This window comes from Streptomyces sp. NPDC006602, assembly GCF_042870385.1.
Lineage (GTDB): Bacteria > Actinomycetota > Actinomycetes > Streptomycetales > Streptomycetaceae > Streptomyces.
In genome coordinates this window covers 1-1,741 of record NZ_JBIAHG010000100.1, presented here as the reverse complement: position 1 = coordinate 1,741, position 1,741 = coordinate 1, and the positions used below count along the sequence as shown (strand labels likewise).

Below are 1,741 nucleotides of genomic sequence, written 5' to 3'. Positions count from 1 at the left end.
ACCCTGGTCGAGCTGTTCGGTCTGGCCCGCGAGCTCAACATCGACGCCGAGGGCATCGACATGGGCCCGTCCCCCACGGACGCCGCCCTTGCCGCCGACCTGGTACTGCCGATCGAGGAGCTCGAGCTCACCGTCCGTTCGTACAACTGCCTCAAGCGCGAGGGCGTCCACTCCGTGGGAGAACTCGTCGCCCGCTCCGAGGCCGACCTCCTCGACATCCGCAACTTCGGTGCGAAGTCCATCGACGAGGTCAAGGCCAAGCTCGCCGGCATGGGCCTGGGCCTCAAGGACAGCCCGCCCGGATTCGACCCCGCGGCCGCCGCCGACGCCCTCGGCGCCGACGACGACGCGGACGCGGGTTTCGTGGAGACCGAGCAGTACTGAACGCTGCGCCGCGCCGGTCATCGGAGTCCTTTCGTGGATCCCCCCGGCTTCAGCCGGGGGGAGGAACGAAATGCCTGCAGAGCAGGGCAAGGAGCTGGGATGCGCCGAGCTCGGTCGGCCGTTACTCTGCCCGGCCCGCGCGGCCTGCCCGGTCCTCGCCGCATCGCCATCTCGCCCTGGGCGACCGAACTGCAACGCCTCTACGACGACCACGCCATCAGCGACACGATGCAGAGGCAGCAGCACGGCCAGGGCGGCGGTGAGCGACGCCGTGGCCGCGCGCAGGAGGCGCAGCCGCGCGGGCACGGTGGCCCAGAAGCGGCGGCGCAGAGCGGCCCGCGTGACCACGGCCCGCTGCCCAAAGCCGGGAGCCGGACCCCGATCGCCCCGCCGCGACTGCCTTCTTCGTCGCGGTCCGGGGCCGCCTCCCTGCCGGACGACCGCCGGTGGCTGAGGTTCTTCACCGGTCCCCGGCTGGGATACACCCGCTGTACCGGCCGTGATCGTCACGGTTCCCCCAACCTCACGCCACGGACGGTCACCCACCCCCGATGCCGATCAGCCTGCGACCGGTTCCGGCCACTCGTGGCCGACATTGACGCTCTCCTGACGATTTCCCTGACTCGATTGACGGGACTTTGACGGCGTCCGCGCCGGAGCCGCATGAATGCGCAAATTCCTTGCCCAGCAGGGTCTGCTTCCGCATGCGATCGCCCATACGATGGGCGATCGCCCCGGCCCGTGCGCACCGTCACCTGTCCTCAGGCGACACGCCACCGGTGCCGGACCCACAACCGCGACCGCACACCGCTTTCCGAGTCAGGGCCAGGCCCACAGCACCTCGCCCGCCAGGACGAGGCAGAGCGCCAACTGGAGGGCCCCGGTCACCCGGTGCCCGAGCCGCAGCAGCACGACCCCGGTGACACCGACCGCCAGCGCCAGAGCGCCGAAGCACAGCACCGGCGTCCAGTCCGCGGGTGGCCGCCCGGCCGGCAGCTGCCCGGCGCCGGCGTCCATCCGGCCCAGCCCCCGCAGCGCGAGCACGATGACGACCAGCAACCCGGCCGCTGCGTCCGCCACCAGCACGAGCAGCAGGAGGCAACCCGCGGTGAGGGCATCCGCCCAGCGGGAGGACCGCTTGCCGGCAGGTGGGGACATGTCCCTACGGTCGTACGGAATGCACCCCTCCAAACGGGCCGTTACCGACCGGCAACCCAGGTGTACTCCCGGCTTGTTGACTTCGACTTCCTCCCCCTCGTGAGCGACTCCGTTGGGAAATGCGTAAACCGGCTTCGTCGGCTCGCTGAGGTCGGCATGATCGTTCTGTTCATCGGAGCGAGAGGCGGGGCTGGGTGTC

The 1,741-nt window shown here is 70.8% G+C and carries 2 protein-coding genes; one reads left to right on the top strand and one right to left on the bottom strand.

The features are described 5' to 3' along the window. A partial coding sequence (locus tag ACFYO2_RS49595) for a DNA-directed RNA polymerase subunit alpha C-terminal domain-containing protein (RefSeq protein ID WP_388364120.1) occupies nt 1–384 on the top strand: 384 nt, incomplete at its 5' end. An 819-nt stretch (nt 385–1,203) separates the two neighbouring features. On the opposite strand, the gene ACFYO2_RS49590 is transcribed toward ACFYO2_RS49595, so the two are convergent. Next, nucleotides 1,204–1,542, bottom strand: a complete 339-nt coding sequence (locus tag ACFYO2_RS49590; protein WP_388364117.1) for an inner-membrane translocator — start codon at nt 1,540–1,542, stop codon at nt 1,204–1,206. Between the last annotated feature and the right edge of the window lie 199 nt (nt 1,543–1,741).

Coding starts and splice junctions, on each gene's coding strand:
- ACFYO2_RS49590 (WP_388364117.1), bottom strand. CDS start 1,542: ATGTCCCCACCTGCCGGCAAGCGGTCCTCCCGCTGGGCGGATGCCCTC.